This window comes from Pseudomonas fluorescens (assembly GCF_001902145.1).
Classification (GTDB): domain Bacteria; phylum Pseudomonadota; class Gammaproteobacteria; order Pseudomonadales; family Pseudomonadaceae; genus Aquipseudomonas; species Aquipseudomonas fluorescens_BV.
Genome location: NZ_MRST01000015.1, coordinates 98,720 through 114,998, shown reverse-complemented (window position 1 = coordinate 114,998; position 16,279 = coordinate 98,720). Strand labels below are relative to the sequence as shown.

21 protein-coding genes are annotated in these 16,279 nt (G+C 60.0%); 10 read left to right on the top strand and 11 right to left on the bottom strand.

Translation table 11 applies throughout. The features are described from left to right. Window positions 1–149: 149 nt before the first annotated feature. Window positions 150–1,118, bottom strand: a complete 969-nt coding sequence (locus tag BUE92_RS03135; protein WP_073521881.1) for a polyprenyl synthetase family protein — start codon at window positions 1,116–1,118, stop codon at window positions 150–152. Between the two features lie 239 nt (window positions 1,119–1,357). On the opposite strand from BUE92_RS03135, the gene rplU reads away from it, so the two are divergent. The 7 genes from rplU (at window position 1,358) to BUE92_RS03100 (ending at window position 6,996) form a co-directional block, all read left to right on the top strand. Continuing rightward, window positions 1,358–1,672: a 50S ribosomal protein L21 gene (gene rplU, locus BUE92_RS03130; RefSeq protein ID WP_003176051.1), complete on the top strand. Its 315-nt coding sequence runs from the start codon at window positions 1,358–1,360 to the stop codon at window positions 1,670–1,672. Window positions 1,673–1,706: 34 nt separating this feature from the next. Further along, entirely contained in the window at window positions 1,707–1,964 is a 258-nt protein-coding gene (rpmA, locus tag BUE92_RS03125) for a 50S ribosomal protein L27 (protein WP_003176049.1), read from the top strand. Between the two features lie 192 nt (window positions 1,965–2,156). Beyond that, on the top strand, window positions 2,157–3,380 hold the full coding sequence (cgtA, locus tag BUE92_RS03120) for an Obg family GTPase CgtA (protein ID WP_003194084.1): 1,224 nt from the start codon (window positions 2,157–2,159) through the stop codon (window positions 3,378–3,380). Window positions 3,381–3,489: 109 nt separating this feature from the next. Continuing rightward, window positions 3,490–4,608, top strand: coding sequence for a glutamate 5-kinase (gene proB / locus BUE92_RS03115; protein WP_019817476.1), 1,119 nt, complete (start codon window positions 3,490–3,492; stop codon window positions 4,606–4,608). Between the two features lie 16 nt (window positions 4,609–4,624). Next, window positions 4,625–5,089, top strand: a complete 465-nt coding sequence (locus BUE92_RS03110) for a CreA family protein (RefSeq protein WP_014719889.1) — start codon at window positions 4,625–4,627, stop codon at window positions 5,087–5,089. A gap of 102 nt (window positions 5,090–5,191) precedes the next feature. After that, on the top strand, window positions 5,192–5,674 hold the full coding sequence (locus tag BUE92_RS03105) for a glutathione peroxidase (protein WP_073521880.1): 483 nt from the start codon (window positions 5,192–5,194) through the stop codon (window positions 5,672–5,674). A 218-nt stretch (window positions 5,675–5,892) separates the two neighbouring features. Further along, window positions 5,893–6,996: an NADH:flavin oxidoreductase gene (locus tag BUE92_RS03100; RefSeq protein ID WP_073521879.1), complete on the top strand. Its 1,104-nt coding sequence runs from the start codon at window positions 5,893–5,895 to the stop codon at window positions 6,994–6,996. On the opposite strand, the gene BUE92_RS03095 is transcribed toward BUE92_RS03100, so the two are convergent. Both BUE92_RS03095 and cysZ read right to left on the bottom strand, forming a co-directional pair. Next, window positions 6,965–8,167 (bottom strand): glycosyltransferase family 4 protein, encoded by a 1,203-nt coding sequence (locus BUE92_RS03095; protein ID WP_073521878.1) that lies wholly within the window; start codon window positions 8,165–8,167, stop codon window positions 6,965–6,967. The genes BUE92_RS03100 and BUE92_RS03095 overlap by 32 nt on opposite strands. Window positions 8,168–8,221: 54 nt before the next feature. Continuing rightward, window positions 8,222–8,986 carry a sulfate transporter CysZ gene (gene cysZ / locus BUE92_RS03090; protein ID WP_073521877.1) on the bottom strand — a complete coding sequence of 255 codons (765 nt, stop codon included), beginning with the start codon at window positions 8,984–8,986 and terminating at the stop codon, window positions 8,222–8,224. 293 nt (window positions 8,987–9,279) lie between these two features. Here cysZ and trxB point away from each other — a divergent pair, with 293 nt between their 5' ends. Further along, a complete protein-coding gene (trxB, locus tag BUE92_RS03080; protein WP_010206474.1) occupies window positions 9,280–10,242 on the top strand; it encodes a thioredoxin-disulfide reductase in 963 nt (320 codons plus the stop codon). Window positions 10,243–10,426: 184 nt separating this feature from the next. Here trxB and BUE92_RS03075 read toward each other — a convergent pair whose 3' ends face one another. The 6 genes from BUE92_RS03075 to BUE92_RS03050 are packed head-to-tail and all read right to left on the bottom strand — an operon-like array spanning window position 10,427 to window position 13,350. Continuing rightward, window positions 10,427–10,765 (bottom strand): HopJ type III effector protein, encoded by a 339-nt coding sequence (locus BUE92_RS03075; protein WP_073521876.1) that lies wholly within the window; start codon window positions 10,763–10,765, stop codon window positions 10,427–10,429. Further along, complete coding sequence (locus BUE92_RS03070) at window positions 10,758–11,054, bottom strand: DUF1244 domain-containing protein (protein ID WP_073521875.1); 297 nt, start codon at window positions 11,052–11,054, stop codon at window positions 10,758–10,760. The genes BUE92_RS03075 and BUE92_RS03070 overlap by 8 nt, the downstream gene beginning before the upstream one ends. Window positions 11,055–11,069: 15 nt before the next feature. Further along, a complete protein-coding gene (folX, locus tag BUE92_RS03065) occupies window positions 11,070–11,441 on the bottom strand; it encodes a dihydroneopterin triphosphate 2'-epimerase (protein WP_003194073.1) in 372 nt (123 codons plus the stop codon). A 2-nt stretch (window positions 11,442–11,443) separates the two neighbouring features. Next, a complete protein-coding gene (folE, locus tag BUE92_RS03060; protein ID WP_073521874.1) occupies window positions 11,444–12,004 on the bottom strand; it encodes a GTP cyclohydrolase I FolE in 561 nt (186 codons plus the stop codon). Window positions 12,005–12,024: 20 nt separating this feature from the next. Further along, window positions 12,025–12,735, bottom strand: coding sequence for a dihydromonapterin reductase (gene folM / locus BUE92_RS03055; protein ID WP_073521873.1), 711 nt, complete (start codon window positions 12,733–12,735; stop codon window positions 12,025–12,027). A 57-nt stretch (window positions 12,736–12,792) separates the two neighbouring features. Beyond that, window positions 12,793–13,350, bottom strand: coding sequence for an antibiotic biosynthesis monooxygenase (locus BUE92_RS03050; protein WP_073521872.1), 558 nt, complete (start codon window positions 13,348–13,350; stop codon window positions 12,793–12,795). A 213-nt stretch (window positions 13,351–13,563) separates the two neighbouring features. Here BUE92_RS03050 and BUE92_RS03045 point away from each other — a divergent pair, with 213 nt between their 5' ends. Beyond that, window positions 13,564–14,532, top strand: coding sequence for a MerR family transcriptional regulator (locus BUE92_RS03045; RefSeq protein ID WP_073521871.1), 969 nt, complete (start codon window positions 13,564–13,566; stop codon window positions 14,530–14,532). On the opposite strand, the gene BUE92_RS03040 is transcribed toward BUE92_RS03045, so the two are convergent. Continuing rightward, a complete protein-coding gene (locus BUE92_RS03040; RefSeq protein ID WP_073521870.1) occupies window positions 14,523–15,128 on the bottom strand; it encodes a hypothetical protein in 606 nt (201 codons plus the stop codon). The two genes, BUE92_RS03045 and BUE92_RS03040, sit on opposite strands and share 10 nt — an antisense overlap. Window positions 15,129–15,186: 58 nt before the next feature. Continuing rightward, window positions 15,187–15,654, bottom strand: coding sequence for a PAS domain-containing protein (locus tag BUE92_RS03035; RefSeq protein WP_073521869.1), 468 nt, complete (start codon window positions 15,652–15,654; stop codon window positions 15,187–15,189). Between the two features lie 129 nt (window positions 15,655–15,783). Here BUE92_RS03035 and BUE92_RS03030 point away from each other — a divergent pair, with 129 nt between their 5' ends. Further along, the gene (locus BUE92_RS03030; RefSeq protein ID WP_073521868.1) at window positions 15,784–16,239 is read left to right on the top strand and encodes a flavodoxin; all 456 of its coding nucleotides are present in this window, start codon (window positions 15,784–15,786) and stop codon (window positions 16,237–16,239) included. Window positions 16,240–16,279: the final 40 nt, after the last annotated feature.

Below are 16,279 nucleotides of genomic sequence, written 5' to 3'. Positions count from 1 at the left end.
GGGGCGGGATCTTGAATGGGCAATGAATTCCAAATGTGGGAGCGGGCTTGCTCGCGAAGGCGGTAGATCAGTCAATAGCTGTATTAACTGGCCCGCCGTCTTCGCGAGCAAGCCCGCTCCCACACAAGCCCACTTGCCACATTGCGCAATCAGTGAGTACGGGCGACCGCAAACTCACTCAGCTCAACCAGGGCATCCCGGTATTCACTGGCCGGCAGCGCTTGCAGGCATGTGATCGCCCGCGCCACGTAGTCACGCGCCAGTTGCGCGGTGTACTCCAGGGAACCCGAGGCTTCTACGGCGGCACGGATGGCTTCCAGGTCTTCGATCCCGCCTTTCTGGATCGCCTTGCGCACCAGGGCAGCCTGTTCCGGCGTGCCTTCGCGCATGGTGTAGATCAGCGGCAAGGTCGGCTTGCCCTCGGCCAGGTCGTCACCGACGTTCTTGCCCAGGGTTTCGGCGTCGCCTTTGTAGTCGAGCAGGTCATCCACCAGTTGGAACGCCACGCCCAGGTGATCACCGAACGTGCGCAGGGCCTCGGCCTGTTCGGCGGTGGCGCCACACAGCGCGGCGGCACTGTGGGTGGAGGCTTCGAAGAGCATCGCGGTTTTGCCGCGAATCACTTCCATATAGGTTTCTTCAGTGGTGCTGGCGTCGCGGACTTTGGACAGCTGCAACACTTCGCCTTCGGCGATGATGCGTGTGGCCTGTGAAAGAATCTTCATCACGGGCATCGAGCCCAGCTCGACCATCATTTCGAACGAGCGCGAATACAGGAAGTCGCCCACCAACACGCTGGGCGCATTGCCCCACATCGCGTTTGCGGTCTCGCGACCACGGCGCATGCCGGACATGTCGACCACGTCGTCATGCAGCAGGGTGGCTGTGTGCAGGAATTCGATCGTGGCGGCCAGCAGGCGCAGGTCATCGCCTTCACGGCCCAGGGCCTTGCCGCACAGCAACACTAATAAAGGACGCAGGCGTTTGCCGCCCGCCGACGTAATGTAGTCGCCAATTTTGGAGACCAGCGGCACTTTAGACGTCAGCTGCTGCTTGATGATGCCGTCGACGGCGCTAAAATCGTCCGCGACCGCGCGGTAGAAAGCTTGGGGTTGCATCAGCGACAGTCGCTCCAGAAGGGTTGCGCGGCATGCTAGGACCCTCACCCCGCAGTGTCAAGGCGCGATAGACGCCCCCTTGCAACGCCCCTTTACCTTGCGTACAATCGCGCACCCTGAACTTCCTGGGCAGCACCTGCCTTACGCAATTGCATTCGGGACGTCCATCCCATGCAGCCATGCCAGCCAATACCTCTTCTTATAAAGCGCTGGGTGAGCAGGATTATCGGAGAAATACCATGTCGTACGCAGTAATTGTTACTGGTGGCAAGCAATACAAGGTCGCCCCAGGTGAATACCTGAAGATCGAGAAACTGGAAATCGCTACTGGCGAATCCGTTACTTTTGATCGCGTTCTGTTGGTCGCCAATGGCGATGACGTGAACATCGGCGCTCCAGTTGTTGCTGGCGCTACCGTTGTGGCTGAAGTGATCTCCCAAGGTCGTCACGATAAAGTCCGCATCATCAAGTTCCGTCGTCGTAAGCACCACATGAAGCGTATGGGCCACCGCCAGTGGTACACCGAGATCAAAATCACCGGTATTCAGGCTTAATTTCAGCCTAATTCCTCACTAGGAGAATTGACTCATGGCACACAAAAAAGCTGGTGGTAGTACCCGTAACGGTCGCGACTCAGAAGCCAAACGCCTTGGCGTTAAGATGTATGGCGGCCAGAAAATCATTCCGGGCAACATCATCGTGCGTCAGCGCGGCACCCAATTCCACGCCGGTTACGGTGTTGGCATGGGTAAGGATCACACCCTCTTCGCTAAAATCGAAGGCGTGATCAAGTTCGAAGTAAAGGGCGCGTTCAACCGCCGTTACGTGAGCGTTGTCGCAGCTTAATTGCGAGATCGCTGGAAAAGCCCTGTCTTGCGACGGGGCTTTTTCGTTTGTGGAGTGAGTCTCTTGCAAAGCTGTCTGTGATGAGCTCAGGCGCTGGTTTGCGGTCGCTGATTGAGGTCGCTGCGCTCATTTTTGCAAGAGTCTTATGTCTTGGTTTCTTAGGCTCGTCCATGCGGCGAGAGGCGTTTTGTTATGAAGTTCGTTGATGAAGTTTCCATCCGAGTAAAAGCAGGCGACGGCGGTAACGGTTGCATGAGTTTCCGTCGCGAAAAATTCATCGAAAACGGTGGTCCAAACGGCGGTGACGGCGGTGACGGCGGTTCCATCTACATGATGGCCGACGAGAACCTCAACACCCTGGTCGACTACCGTTACACCCGGCATTTCGATGCCGAGCGTGGCTCCAACGGCGGCAGCACCGACTGCACCGGTAAAAAAGGTGAAGACCTGGTACTGCGCGTACCCGTCGGCACCACGATCATCGACTCCGCGACCCAGGAAGTGATTGGCGACCTGACCAAGGCCGGCCAGAAGCTGATGGTTGTGCAGGGCGGCTGGCACGGTCTGGGTAACACCCGATTCAAGTCCAGTACCAACCGTGCACCGCGCCAGACCACGCCGGGCAAGCCGGGCGAGCAGCGCGACCTGAAGCTGGAAATGAAAGTACTGGCGGATGTGGGCCTGCTGGGCTTGCCGAATGCGGGTAAAAGTACCTTCATTCGCTCGGTGTCGGCCGCCAAGCCGAAAGTCGCCGACTACCCGTTCACTACCTTGGTGCCGAACCTGGGTGTGGTCAGCGTAGACCGCTGGAAAAGCTTCGTGGTTGCCGACATTCCTGGCTTGATCGAAGGCGCTTCCGACGGCGCGGGCCTGGGTATCCGCTTCCTCAAGCACTTGTCCCGTACCCGTTTGCTGCTGCACCTCGTCGACATGGCGCCGCTGGATGACACCAGTGCCGCTGATGCTGCCGAAGTCATCGTCAGCGAACTGACCAAGTTCAGCCCGGCCCTGGCCGAGCGCGATCGCTGGTTGGTACTGAACAAGTGCGACCAGATCCTTGAAGAAGAGCACGAAGAGCGCGTCAAGGAGATCGTTGATCGCCTGGAGTGGGAAGGTCCGGTCTACGTCATCTCGGCCATCGCCAAAGAAGGCACCGAGCGCCTGACCCGCGACATCATGCGTTACCTGGAAGACCGTGCCGACCGCCTGGCGGCCGACCCGGTGTACAAGGCCGAACTCGCCGAACTCGACCAGCAGATCGAAGACGAGGCCCGTGCCCAGTTGCAGGCTCTGGACGACCAGCGCGCCCTGCGCCGCAGCGGCGTGAAGTCGGTCCACGACATCGGCGACGATGATTGGGACGAAGAAGACGTGGATGATGAAGACGGTCCGGAAATCATTTACGTGCGTGACTGATCCGTTGCGATAAACTTGAACGCCGCTCTCTGGAGCGGCGTTTTGGTATCCGGGTATAACGTTATGGGCAGCGCTGGGTCGCGCGGCCCTCACTCTAAGGTTGAAGATGATGCGGAGCAAAGTGACAGGTGCGCAGCGCTGGGTCGTGAAAATCGGCAGTGCGCTGTTGACGGCGGATGGCAAAGGTCTGGATCGCGCAGCCATGAGCGTCTGGGTCGAGCAGATGGTGGCCTTGCATGAAGCAGGCGTTGAGTTGGTGCTGGTGTCGTCCGGAGCGGTTGCCGCCGGGATGAGCCGCCTCGGCTGGACCGCGCGACCCAGCGCGATGCACGAACTGCAAGCCGCTGCCGCCATCGGCCAGATGGGCCTGGTACAAGCCTGGGAATCCAGCTTTGCAGAGCACGGCCGCCATACGGCGCAGGTGTTGCTGACCCACGACGACCTGTCCGACCGCAAGCGCTACCTCAACGCCCGCAGCACCTTGCGCGCGCTGGTGGAGCTCAAGGTCATCCCGGTCATCAACGAGAACGACACTGTGGTCACTGACGAAATCCGCTTCGGTGACAACGACACCCTGGCCGCCCTGGTGGCCAACCTGGTAGAGGCCGACTTGTTGGTGATCCTCACCGACCGCGATGGCATGTTCGACGCCGACCCGCGCAACAACCCCGATGCCCAGCTTATCTATGAAGCCCGCGCCGACGACCCGGCGCTGGATGCGGTCGCCGGCAGTGTCGGCGGTGCCCTGGGCCGCGGTGGCATGCAGACCAAGTTGCGCGCCGCGCGCCTGGCGGCGCGTTCGGGCGCCCACACCATCATCGTTGGCGGGCGCCTGGAGCGCGTGCTCGATCGCCTCAAGGCCGGTGAGCGCATCGGTACGCTGCTGTCGCCGGAGCGCGGCATGCTGGCGGCGCGCAAGCAATGGCTGGCCGGTCACCTGCAAACCCGTGGCACGCTGGTGCTGGATGCGGGGGCCGTATCGGCCTTGTCCCAGGGCAACAAGAGCCTGCTGCCGGTGGGTGTGAAGTTGGTGCAAGGCAGCTTCCGCCGTGGCGAGATGGTGGTGTGCGTTGCGCCAGACGGTCGCGAGATCGCGCGCGGCCTGGCCAATTACAGCGCCCTGGAAGCACAGAAGATTATTGGACAATCTTCCGACGCCATTGTCGGACTCTTGGGTTATATGGCGGAACCGGAACTGGTGCACCGCGACAACCTGATCCTGGTTTAACCATAGGAAATACACGATGCGCGTGATAAAGGGATTGCTCGGCCTGCTGCTGGCCATGCCACTGCTGGCTTCGGCCGAAGAAGTCGGCCAAGTGTCGACGGTGTTCAAGTTCGTGGGCCCCAACGACCGGATTGTGGTTGAAGCGTTTGACGACCCCAAGGTCGATGGCGTGACCTGCTACCTGTCGCGTGCCAAGACCGGCGGCGTAAAGGGCGGCCTGGGCCTGGCTGAAGATCGTGCCGAAGCCTCGATCGCTTGCCGCCAGGTGGGCCCGATCCACTTCAAGGGTGAGCTCAAGGACGGCGACGAGGTGTTCAAGGAACGCACGTCCCTGGTGTTCAAGACCATGCAGGTGGTGCGTTTCCTCGACAAGAAGCGCAATACCCTGGTGTATCTGGTGTACAGCGACCGTCTGATCGAAGGCAGCCCGCAGAATGCGGTAACGGCAATTCCGATTCTGCCCTGGCCGACCGCTCAGTAACCTGCAGGCGAGTTTTGTCACCGGCGTCTATGATTGCAGCTTTGCCGGTTGTAAGCTCCGAAGGGCTGCAATGCAAAGAACATGGGATATCTGGAGTTCGTCATGAGTGCTTTCCACGATCTGAAACTCAAAGCCCTGGACGGACAAGAGCTACCGCTGGCGCCTTTCAAGGGCCAAGTTGTGCTGGTGGTCAATGTGGCGTCCAAGTGTGGTTTGACCCCGCAATACGCGGCGTTGGAAAACCTCTATCAGCAGTACAAGGACCAAGGGTTCACAGTGCTCGGCTTGCCATGCAACCAGTTTGCAGGCCAGGAGCCGGGCACCGAGGAGCAGATTCAGCAGTTCTGCAGCCTGAACTACGGCGTGACCTTTCCACTGGGCAGCAAGATCGAGGTCAACGGGCCTGATCGGCACCAGTTGTACCGTTTGCTGGCGGGCGAGGGCGCTGAATTCCCCGGGGATATCACTTGGAACTTCGAGAAATTCCTGTTAGGTAAAGATGGCCGTGTACTTGTGCGCTTCTCACCCCGTACGCCCCCAGACGATCCCTCCATCATCCAGGCCATCGAAAAAGCCCTGAGCTGACTCCGCCCCCTGTAGGAGCGAGCTTGCTCGCGAAAAACGCCAACGATAACGCGTGCTTCCTTAAATACGCGACGTCCTCAGGTGCTTCGCGAGCAAGCTCGCTCCTACAGGTATTCGGGTACTTCTAATACCTTAATCATTTAGATCAATAGTGCTAGGAGTGGCGCTGTAGTCTCCATATTATCCACGTCATAAATTCCTTAGCCGTGGAGCGCTCCATGCCCGTCCAAGCCTTGTTCAAACCCTTCCAGCTCGGTGCATTGCAACTGTCGACCCGCGTGGTCATGGCGCCCATGACCCGCTCGTTCTCCCCAGGCGGCGTACCCAATTCCAAAGTCATTGAGTACTACCGCCGCCGTGCCGCTGCCGGTGTGGGCTTGATCATTACTGAAGGCACGGTGGTCGGGCACCCAGCCTCCAATGGCTACCCCAACGTGCCGCATTTCTACGGTGAAGCCGCCTTGGCTGGCTGGAAGAAAGTGGTCGATGCAGTCCACGCCGAAGGCGGCAAGATTGTCCCGCAGCTTTGGCATGTGGGCAGTGTGCGCCGTATCGGCACCGAACCTGACGCCAGCGTGCCGGCTTATGGCCCGATGGAAAAGCTCAAGGACGGCAATGTCGTTGTGCACGGCATGACCAAACAGGACATCAAGGACGTGATCAACGCCTTCGCCCAAGCCGCCAAGGATGCCCAGGCCATCGGCATGGACGGCGTGGAAATCCACGGTGCCCACGGCTACCTCGTGGACCAGTTCTTCTGGGAAGGCAGCAACCAGCGCACCGACGAATACGGCGGCAGCCTGGCCAACCGTTCGCGCTTCGCCATTGAACTGATCCAGGCCACCCGCGCCGCTGTCGGCCCGGGCTTTCCGATCATCTTGCGTTTCTCCCAGTGGAAGCAGCAGGACTACACCGCGCGCCTGGCGCAAACCCCTAAGGCGTTGGGTGAGTTTCTCAAGCCACTGTCTGACGCTGGCGTGGATATTTTCCACTGCTCCACCCGTCGTTTCTGGGAGCCGGAATTTGAAGGCTCCGACCTTAACCTGGCCGGTTGGACGCGTCAGCTCACAGGTAAGCCAACCATCACGGTAGGCAGCGTGGGCCTGGATGGCGAGTTCCTGCAGTTCATGGTCAACACCGACAAAGTTGCCCAGCCTGCCAGCCTGGAGAAACTGCTGGAGCGCCTGAACAACGATGAGTTCGACCTCGTGGCAGTGGGCCGTGCCTTGCTGGTGGACCCGGATTGGGCGGTGAAGGTGCGCGAAGGGCGCGAGGGTGACATCTTGCCCTTCAGTCGTGAGGCGTTGATGACTCTGGTGTGAGCGGTGAGAGGGCCGGCACCGGTTGACCGTCCTCGCATACCCCACGCAACTGGCGCTCGAATTGCTCGATAATCGCCGGCCAGCCCTGACGGCTGGCATGTTGTCGGGCATTCAAGCGCACTCTGCGCAACGTTTCGCGCTCCTCCAACAGCCAGATGGCCGCGTCGCAAAACGCGTCTTCATCCCCAGGCATTGCCAGTGCGCCGCTATAGCCATGGCGCAGATGCTGGCTCGCGGCCGCCTGGTCGTAAGCCACCACTCCCAGGCCAGACGCCATCGCTTCGAGCACCACATTGCCGAAGGTTTCGGTCAGGCTGGGGAACAGGAACAAATCCCCTGAGGCGTAATGCCTTGCCAGCTCTTCGCCGCGCTGAGTTCCGCAGAACACTGCCTCGGGCAGATCGTGTTCCAGCGACGAGCGCTGGGGGCCATCACCGACCACAATCAGCTTCATCCGCCGCATTGGATAGGCAGCCTGCAATGCATCAAAGCAGAGCTTGAGCAGCCTCAGGTTCTTCTCTTGGGCCAGGCGCCCCACATGCAGCACGGCAATATCGTGGTTCTCCAATCCCCAATTTTCACGCATGGCGTTATCGCGTTTGGCCGGGTGGAACAATTGGCTGTCGACACCCCGAGATAACATATCCAGACGCTCGAAATTCCGGCGTTCCAACTCCAGGCGCTGGCTGGCGCTCGGTACCAGGGTCAGGCTCGAGCGGTTATGAAACCAGCGCAGGTAATGGGTGACCACGCGGCTCAACAGGCTCAAGCCATATTGGTTCGAATACTGCTGAAAGTTGGTATGAAAGCCGCTGACTACGCCGATCCCCAGGCGCCGCGCAGCGCGCAGCGCTGAGAGCCCCAGCGGCCCTTCCGTGGCGATATACAGCACATCCGGGCGCTGGCGCGTCCAGCGGCGCAGCAACTTGCGCATTGACGATTGGCCCCATTGCAGCCCTGGATAGCCGGGCAGTGGCCAGCCGCGGCACAGCAGCAGTTCATCGTCGCTGGGGCGGCTTTGGTCGGCACTCTGGCGTGGGCGTACCAGCTCGACCTGATGGCCGCGTGAGCGCAAACCCTCGCACAGACGGCCAAGGGTATTGGCCACCCCGTTGATTTCCGGCGGGAAGGTTTCGGTAATGAGGGTGATGTGAAGCGAGGCTGTCGTCATGACCCACAGTGTCGGCGTGGGCCATGTCGCCATTGTGTCAATGCGATGATGGATTTATGACTTGGCCACCGCTTGCTGCGCCATCGCCTCGGCGCCTTGCTCACGCACCCAGAACAACGTCGCCCCGGCCACCGCCGCTGGCATCATCAACAGGTTGACCACCGGCACCAGCAGTACCAGGTAGACAATGCCGCCAAAACTCATGCTCTGCCAGCGTTTCTGGCGCAGCCACGCGAGCATCTCGTTCCAGCCCAGCTTATGGTTATCGGCCGGGTAGTCGATGTACTGGATCGCCATCATCCACACGCCAAACAGCAGCCACAACGGCGCCGCGATCAGGTTGACCACCGGGATGAACGACAGGATGAACAGGCCGATGGCACGTGGCAGGAAGTAACCCAGCTTGCGCATCTCCCGCGCCAGGGTTCGCGGGACCATGGCAGCCAGCTCACCCCAACTGAACGGCGGGAAGTCGTCGGTGCCACGTACCACGACCTCGACCTTCTCGGCGAGAAACCCGTTGAACGGCGCGGCGATAATATTGGCGAGCATGGTGAAGGTGAAAAACACCATCAGCACCACCAGCACGACAAACAGCGGCCACAACAGGTAATTCAAAAAGCCTAGCCAGTGGGGCAGCGTCGGCATCAAGGTGTCGACCCACAGGCTGAACTGATGGCCGGCGAAATAGATCAACCCGACGAACAGCACCAGGTTGATCACCAACGGCAACAGCACAAACAGGCGCAGGCCAGGGCTCAACACCAGTTTGAGGCCTTCACGCAGGTATTGCGGGCCGGAAAGAGCAGGGGCGGGCATGGAGTACTCCGAGCAGAATGGCGAACGCGCCGACCTTACCGGCTTTGCACCTGATGTGAAAGCGCGGGCAGGTAGGCGACATCCAGGGTTACAAGGTGTCGATTAGCTTGATTGCACGCATAGAGAACACCTATGAGCTGGATTGTTATTGCGTATTTCCTTAATCTTGCCCCCCTCGATACGCTGCACCCATTATTTTTCAGGACCTGGCGAGTCAAAGCCTTCCCCAAGTGCTTCGCGGTCCTTTTTTATTCCCGCCGCCCTGTGGTCCGGGCGGTCGGTAGGAGTGAGTCATGTCTGATACCCGTCATTCCCGAGTGATTATTCTCGGTTCCGGCCCTGCCGGTTACAGCGCCGCTGTCTACGCTGCCCGGGCCAATCTCAAGCCGCTGCTGATCACCGGCATGCAGGCGGGCGGTCAGTTGACCACCACTACCGAGGTCGACAACTGGCCGGGCGATGTCCATGGCTTGACCGGCCCGGTGCTCATGGAACGTATGAAAGAGCACGCCGAGCGCTTTGAAACCGAGATCGTCTTCGACCACATCAACCAGGTCGACTTCTCGAAAAAGCCTTACAGCCTGACCGGTGACAGCGGTGTGTACACCTGCGATGCGCTGATCATTGCCACAGGTGCCAGTGCACGTTACCTGGGCCTGCCGTCGGAAGAAGCGTTCATGGGCAAGGGCGTTTCGGCATGCGCCACCTGCGATGGTTTCTTCTACCGCAACAAGCCGGTTGCCGTGGTCGGCGGTGGCAACACTGCCGTGGAAGAGGCGCTGTACCTGGCCAACATCGCCAGCACCGTGACCCTGGTTCACCGCCGCGAGACCTTCCGCGCCGAGAAGATCCTGATCGACAAGCTGCACGCCCGTGTCGCTGAAGGCAAGATCATCCTCAAGCTCAACGCCACCCTGGATGAAGTTCTGGGCGACAACATGGGTGTGACCGGTGCTCGCCTGAAAAACAACGACGGCAGCTTCGACGAGCTGAAAGTCGACGGTGTGTTCATCGCTATCGGCCACACCCCGAACACCTCGCTGTTCGAAGGCGTGCTGGAAGCCAAAGACGGGTACCTGGTGGTGCAGGGCGGCCGTGAAGGCAATGCGACTGCGACCAACATCGAAGGTATCTTCGCTGCCGGCGACGTGGCAGACCATGTCTACCGCCAGGCCATCACCTCGGCCGGCGCCGGTTGCATGGCGGCCCTGGATGCCGAGCGTTACCTCGACGGTTTGAAGGATGCGTCCTTCTAAATCGCTGAAATAAAAAAACCGGCTGCGAGGCCGGTTTTTTATGCCTGCGATTCAAGCCGCACCGCAATCTGAAGTGTTAACCCAATCGCTGTGGGAACTGGCTTGCCTGCGATAGCGGTGTGATAGTCACCACCGTCATCGCGGGCAAGCCCGGCTCCCACATTGATCGGGTTTTCACATCGAATCAGCGGCGAATCAAAGGTTGTTGGGCAAACTTCACACCTGCCAAACCCTGGGCAATCAACGCCCGGATATTGCCATGGTCGCTGCCGTCCGGAGTGGCTACCACCGACCGGTAATGTTCGCCAAACGCCAGCAATGCTTCCTGGTCACTCAACCCTTCCAGCAGTGCCAAGCCCAGGGTCTTGCACGACCCTTCATTCTGCCCAGCGGCATTTTCCACACCGCCGTTGATGAAGGCTTGCGGCTGGTAGTCGTAACCGGCCGCGACGAACGCCAGGGTATCGGCAAAAAGGTGTTCGCCGCTGTTGAGGCTGGCGCGCAGGGTATTCAAATCAGTCATGAGGCTTTCCTTTGGCGAACGCGGCCTGTTGGTCGGCGTTGGCTTCTTGCTGGTATTGGGCTTTCCACTCGGCGTACGGCATGCCGTACACCACTTCACGGGCGTCATCGAGGCTGAGTTCGATCCGGCGTTCGTCGGCCTCGGCCTTGTACCACTTGGACAGGCAGTTGCGGCAGAAGCCGGCGAGGTTCATCAGGTCGATATTCTGCACATCCTTGCGGCTGTCCAGATGGGCCACCAATCGGCGAAAGGCGGCGGCTTCGAGTTCGAGGCGTTGTTGGTCGTTCATAGGGCTCACTTAGTATCAGCGGCTGGCGGCCAGAGTGATAGAAACCGACTCGGCAAAGCGCAGCGCGTGGGGCTTGTCCACTTCGACTTCGGCGTACAGCACCGATTCGTTGCTCATCACCAGGTCCAGCAATTCCTGGGTCAGGCGCTCCAGCAGGGCAAAGCGATTGCCTTCGACGTGAGCGATGATGGCCTTGGTGATGGTGCGGTAGTTCAGGGCGTGGTCGATATCGTTGTCACGCACGGCTTCCTGGGCGGCATACAGGATGGTCAGGTTGATCAGCACATCCTGCTTGTTGAGGATTTCGTCCTCGTTGATGCCGATAAAGGTGCGCAGGCACAGGTCCTTGACCCGGATACGCGCCATGCCTGGTTGAAGTTGTGGCATTGCTACTTGCTCCGTCCAATCAGTTGCAGGAACTCCATGCGGGTGGTGTTCGACTCGCGAAAGGCGCCGAGCATCACCGAGGTGTTCATGGTTGAATTCTGTTTCTCCACGCCGCGCATCATCATGCACATGTGCCTGGCTTCGATCACCACCGCCACGCCGGCGGCCTGGGTCACGTCCTGGATGGCGTCGGCGATTTGCCGCGTGAGGTTTTCCTGAATCTGCAGGCGCCGGGCGAACATGTCGACAATGCGCGCCAGTTTTGACAGGCCCAGCACCTTGCCGGTCGGAATATAGGCCACATGGGCCTTGCCGATGAAGGGCAGCAGGTGATGCTCGCACAGCGAGTACAACTCGATGTCCTTGAGGATCACCATCTCGTCATTGTCGGACGCAAACAGTGCGCCGTTGACGATGTCTTCCAGGTTCTGCTCATAGCCGTGACACAGGTACTGCATGGCCTTGGCGGCACGCTTGGGCGTGTCGAGCAGGCCCTCGCGCTGCGGGTCTTCGCCCAGGCCCTTGAGGATCTCGCGGTAGTGGTGGGGCAGGGATAAGGTCATACAACATCCTCGTAAACGGCTTACTTGATATGCCGCCCACCGTTGACGGTCAGGGTGGTACCGGTGACATAGGGATTGTCCAGCAGGTAACGCACGCTCTGGTAGATCACCTCGGGCCCGGGCTCGATGCCCAGGGCCGACTTGGCCAGGACCTTGGCGCGATAGGCTGCGTCATCGCCTTCGTTGAACATCACCATCGCCGGTGCGATGCCGTTGACCTTGATCAGCGGCGCGAACTGCGCGGCAAACGATAACGTGAGGCTGTCGAGCCCGGCCTTGGTGGCGCAATAGGCGATGTGCTGCCGGCTGCCCTTGCGCACCACGTCATCGCTGATATGCACGATATCGGCAGGTGTCGAGCGTTGCAGCAAAGATGAACAATGCAGGTTGATCAGGTACGGCGCAAGCATGTGCACGCTGAACATGTCGATAAAGGCACGGCTTTCGTCGCCCGGGGTTTCGGCGACCCAGGCTGAAGCGTTGTGGATGATCGCTCGCAGGCTTTGAGTATGGGTTTTCACTGCGGCAATGAAAGCCAGCACTCCGGCTTCGCTGGAGAAGTCGGCAAACACGCCGACGGCGCCCCGTTCACGCAGCGCCTGCACGCCAGGGCGTTCGCTGCGGTAGCTGAAAATCACCGCTTGGCCTTCATCCAGCAGGCGCTCGGCGCAATGCAGGCCGACACGCTGGCCGGCACCGGTGATCAGGATCGGAGCGTTGGTTGCATTCATGGGAGGCTCAAGTCGCTGGCAGGCTGAAACTATACCAGCGCCCCGGCCTCCCTGTACTCAAGCGGCGGCTTCGGTGACCTTGCGAGGGGGCGAGGGGTGCAGCCAATTCGCCAGCAGATGGGTCGACAGCGGTATAAAGAGGTAAACCATCAGCGGGGTCAGGGCTGCGGTGCTGACCAGTACGCGGCTGAACAGGTCCAACTCGCTGAGCAGCGGGCCCAGGCCGAAGTTGAACAGCAACGATACCGGGAAAAATGCCAACCAGATGGCTACCGCCTGTTTCCAGCGTGGCGGGCGGGCACCCGCTGCGCCAAACCAGCCATCGATACCACTGACACGGTGCTCCGACGGGTCGGCAAACAGCTCGCTGCCGCGGCTCAGCCACGCGCTGCGCGAGGCGGAGAATTCCCACGCATGCAGGGTTTTTTCATCGGCGAAGCGGAAGATGATCTGGAATTCATCATCATGGGGTGGCGGGGCCAGCACGCCGGAGCCCAGGTAACCCGGGAAGTCCGTCGCCAATTGCTCGCCTTCGCGCAGCCAGGCCATCAGTTCTTCGTAGCGACCTTTGGCCACGCGGCGCGCAACCATCAAGGTGACGGGTGAGGTAGACATCGTATATCTCCAAGTCAGCAGGTGCGCCAAGCCGGGTAGGCGGCGCACGAACGAAGCTGCGGGGTGGTGCAGCGACGTAAAAAAACAGGCAAGGATTATTCCGGTTTTGTCGAAATACGCCAGAAACTTCGGATGGATCGCCGTAGATCTTGAATCATGCAGTCCAATCGGCGTTAAATGCTCTTCAATTTCATACAGGTTTTTTGACCGCTGATGCCCGAAACCACTGCGCCTCTTCGCGAAATGACACCCGACAGCCACACTGACTGCGAGGGGCTGTTTCCGATTCGTGAAGTGGCAAGACTCACAGGCGTAAACCCGGTGACGTTGCGTGCGTGGGAGCGTCGCTACGGTTTGATCCAGCCTTTACGCACCGAAAGTGGGCACAGGCTTTACTCAAGCACCGATATCGAAACCGTGCACCGCATCCTCGACTGGATCGAGCGGGGCGTGGCAGTGAGCAAAGTCGGCAAGCTTTTGGCGCGCGACCCACAGCCCAACGAGCAAGCTACCGCGTCACGCAGCGATACCGAACTGGAGTGGCGCCAATGGCAGGCGCAACTGCGGCAGGCCATCAGTGCTTTTGATGATCGTGAGCTCGACCGGTTGTACGGCCAGATCTTCAGCGTCTATTCGACGACGGTGGTGTTCCAAGACATCTTGATGCCGTTGTGGCAGCAGTTGTTACGTCACCCAGGCCGCTTTGGCCAAGCCAGCGAGTGGCTGTTCTTCGACAATTTCCTGCGCTCGCGCGTCGCACGGTGCCTGCAAATGGCCTGTGCCTCGCCAGCGCCCAGGGTATTGCTGTCAGCCATTGCCGGAGAGTGCCGTGAGCTGGAGTTGCTGGTGGCGGGCTTGTTGATGTCGAGCGAGAAACTGGCGGTCAAGGTCCTGGGCGTTGGCCAGCCACTGGATGAGTTGACGCTGCTCTGCGAGCGCACCCGGCCGCAAGCCCTGGTGCTGTTTTCAAACCATGCGCCTGGCGCAGAATTGGCGTCGCGGCTCAATCGCCTGGCCTTCACCCTCGATTGTCCATTGTTGCTGGCTGGAGAGGCGTCGGATCTTGCCGAACACAGCCTGGCAGGTTCGTCGATTGGTTGCCTGGGCAATGATGGGCGCTGGATGCCGCGCCGCTTGCAGCAACTGCTCAGCGGCCATCTGGGTACCGAGTCTCAGGCGTGAACGTGAGGATGGACCAGGCGGTGCTGGTGCAGGATGAACTGGCGTAGCCGTTCGATCTCGTCGGCATCGCTCTGGTTCAGGCGATAGGCGAACAGGCCTCGGGCGGTTTCCCGCTCCAGCGTGCCGCGCAAGGCGATGCGCTCGTAACCGGAAGGGCTGAACCACAGGGAAAACGTCTTCGGTGGTTTGACCCGGCCACGCACTTCTACCAGCACCCCTTTGAATGACACTTCGTGCACCCACAACGCGCTGGGGTAGCCCTTGATGTTTTCCAGCGCCACCGGCGTTTCAAGCGCCAGGCGCCACGGGCGGATCATCGGCCCATCTTCAAAAATACTCGGTACGCCCAGGCGCAAATGCACGGCATGAAACTCATCTTCCACCAGGTGCAACGGGAAGGTGAGTTGCTGGTTGTCGAACTGCGCCTGGATGGTGACCTGGTCGTGAGCCGCTAGCCGCGTGAGCAAATCGCGAATCTGTGCCCCGCCATTAACCGTCAGGCTCGACCATGCATCCCGCAGGTTGAGCTGCGGGTTGTGCTGCATGTCCTGGATAAAATCCAGCTCGTCCTGCGTCAATAGCGTGTCGCGTTGCATTGATCTAGCTCAAGGCTGAGGCATTAAAAAGCCATTATCGCTCTAAAGACCGCGTTTTTTACAGTTTGTTAGTTCCACTCGTCGCCTTGAGTGCCGCGAGCTCGTCTTTGAGTTCGGCTAATTGGGCTTCCAGTTGGGCGACGCGCTGCTGTGCCTTGACTTGGGTGGTGACGTCTTTTTGCACGCCGACGAAATAGGTTTGCTTGTCGACCTCGTTGTACACGGTCGAAAGCGATAGCTCGTTCCAGAAAGGCGTGCCGTCCTTGCGAAAGTTGCGCAGGACCTCCCGGCAGGCGCCGCCGCTGTCGAGCGCGTCACGAATGGCGATCAAGGCCGGTTGGTCGCGGTCGCCCGACTGCAGGAAGCGGCAGTCCTGATACAGGATCTCGTCGAGGGTATAGCCGGTCAGTCGTTCGAAGGCTGGGTTGACGTAGATCAGCGGTTTGTCTTTGCCTTCGCGCTCGGCAACGACGATCCCGTCGTTGGACGCATTGACGACCATTTGCAGCAGTTTGGCGTTAATCATAGAGCGGTCCCTGGCCTGGTTTTGACCTTGCCAGTTTATGGCAAGTCTCGAATGTTGCACGGTGCGCACTGAAATATTGGTACAGGCTGCTAATATCCCACGCTTTCACTCAACTACAGGATCAGATTGATGAATGTCGCCATCCTCTCCGGCTCGGTCTACGGTACGGCTGAAGAAGTCGCTCGCCACGCGGAAAAAATCCTAAAGGACGCAGGTTTCAACGCCTGGCACAACGCGCGTGCCACGCTGGCAGACGTGCTGGCCTTTGCTCCCGATGCATTCCTGGCAGTGACCTCGACCACCGGCATGGGCGAGCTGCCCGACAATCTGCAACCGCTGTACTCAACCATTCGCGACCAGCTGCCCGCCGCCTGGCGCGGCCTGCCGGGTGCGGTCATCGGCCTGGGTGATGCCAGCTATGGCGATACCTTCTGTGGCGGTGGTGAGCAAATGCGCGAGTTGTTCGCCGAACTGGGCATCCGCGAAGTGCAGCCGATGCTGCGCCTGGACGCCAGCGAAAGCGTCACTCCGGAGGCTGACGCCGAGCCTTGGCTGGCCGATTTGATCACCGCGCTGCGCGGTTGAACCCCAGGGAGCGCCGTTATTGACGGCGCTTGTTTGACAC

Coding starts and splice junctions, on each gene's coding strand:
- BUE92_RS03105 (WP_073521880.1), top strand. CDS start 5,192: ATGAGTGCTTTCCACGATCTGAAACTCAAAGCCCTGGACGGACAAGAG.
- trxB (WP_010206474.1), top strand. CDS start 9,280: ATGTCTGATACCCGTCATTCCCGAGTGATTATTCTCGGTTCCGGCCCT.
- BUE92_RS03050 (WP_073521872.1), bottom strand. CDS start 13,350: ATGTCTACCTCACCCGTCACCTTGATGGTTGCGCGCCGCGTGGCCAAA.
- BUE92_RS03040 (WP_073521870.1), bottom strand. CDS start 15,128: ATGCAACGCGACACGCTATTGACGCAGGACGAGCTGGATTTTATCCAG.
- folE (WP_073521874.1), bottom strand. CDS start 12,004: ATGACCTTATCCCTGCCCCACCACTACCGCGAGATCCTCAAGGGCCTG.
- BUE92_RS03035 (WP_073521869.1), bottom strand. CDS start 15,654: ATGATTAACGCCAAACTGCTGCAAATGGTCGTCAATGCGTCCAACGAC.
- BUE92_RS03095 (WP_073521878.1), bottom strand. CDS start 8,167: ATGACGACAGCCTCGCTTCACATCACCCTCATTACCGAAACCTTCCCG.
- cgtA (WP_003194084.1), top strand. CDS start 2,157: ATGAAGTTCGTTGATGAAGTTTCCATCCGAGTAAAAGCAGGCGACGGC.
- rpmA (WP_003176049.1), top strand. CDS start 1,707: ATGGCACACAAAAAAGCTGGTGGTAGTACCCGTAACGGTCGCGACTCA.
- rplU (WP_003176051.1), top strand. CDS start 1,358: ATGTCGTACGCAGTAATTGTTACTGGTGGCAAGCAATACAAGGTCGCC.
- BUE92_RS03110 (WP_014719889.1), top strand. CDS start 4,625: ATGCGCGTGATAAAGGGATTGCTCGGCCTGCTGCTGGCCATGCCACTG.
- BUE92_RS03070 (WP_073521875.1), bottom strand. CDS start 11,054: ATGAACGACCAACAACGCCTCGAACTCGAAGCCGCCGCCTTTCGCCGA.
- folX (WP_003194073.1), bottom strand. CDS start 11,441: ATGCCACAACTTCAACCAGGCATGGCGCGTATCCGGGTCAAGGACCTG.
- BUE92_RS03075 (WP_073521876.1), bottom strand. CDS start 10,765: ATGACTGATTTGAATACCCTGCGCGCCAGCCTCAACAGCGGCGAACAC.
- BUE92_RS03135 (WP_073521881.1), bottom strand. CDS start 1,118: ATGCAACCCCAAGCTTTCTACCGCGCGGTCGCGGACGATTTTAGCGCC.
- folM (WP_073521873.1), bottom strand. CDS start 12,735: ATGAATGCAACCAACGCTCCGATCCTGATCACCGGTGCCGGCCAGCGT.
- cysZ (WP_073521877.1), bottom strand. CDS start 8,986: ATGCCCGCCCCTGCTCTTTCCGGCCCGCAATACCTGCGTGAAGGCCTC.
- BUE92_RS03030 (WP_073521868.1), top strand. CDS start 15,784: ATGAATGTCGCCATCCTCTCCGGCTCGGTCTACGGTACGGCTGAAGAA.
- BUE92_RS03100 (WP_073521879.1), top strand. CDS start 5,893: ATGCCCGTCCAAGCCTTGTTCAAACCCTTCCAGCTCGGTGCATTGCAA.
- BUE92_RS03045 (WP_073521871.1), top strand. CDS start 13,564: ATGCCCGAAACCACTGCGCCTCTTCGCGAAATGACACCCGACAGCCAC.
- proB (WP_019817476.1), top strand. CDS start 3,490: ATGCGGAGCAAAGTGACAGGTGCGCAGCGCTGGGTCGTGAAAATCGGC.